This is a genomic window from Halalkalibacter flavus (assembly GCF_036663575.1).
Lineage (GTDB): Bacteria > Bacillota > Bacilli > Bacillales > Bacillaceae_D > Halalkalibacter > Halalkalibacter flavus.
The window spans coordinates 1-278 of record NZ_JAWRVK010000205.1; the positions used below are offsets into that span (position 1 = coordinate 1).

At 57.6% G+C, this 278-nt stretch carries 1 protein-coding gene; it reads left to right on the forward strand.

The genetic code is table 11. From position 1 onward, the window contains the following. Positions 1–182: 182 nt before the first annotated feature. Positions 183–278 (forward strand): bifunctional hydroxymethylpyrimidine kinase/phosphomethylpyrimidine kinase (locus SAY88_RS25000; RefSeq protein WP_332635124.1); only part of this gene is annotated, 96 nt, incomplete at its 3' end.

The window sequence follows — 278 nt, forward strand, 5'->3', positions numbered from 1 at the left end:
TTGCCTCAAGCGCTTCCTCCACGAGCCGCACTCCTTCCACCACTGCAAGGGGCAGGCGGCGGCGGGCGTTGCGTCGCTGTAGATTCCTAATCAACTTCGCTAGAGTCTGAGCCATGGGCATCGAACCTTCGACGATTTCAAATCTCACAGCCGCCCGTCGGAGCGAAAGTAATGCTTTTCCAATAGCGTTGACCATCGCCGGATCCGATTCCGGGGGGGGAGCCGGAATTCAAGCCGATCTCAAGACATTTCACCAATTCCGCGTGTTTGGCACGAGC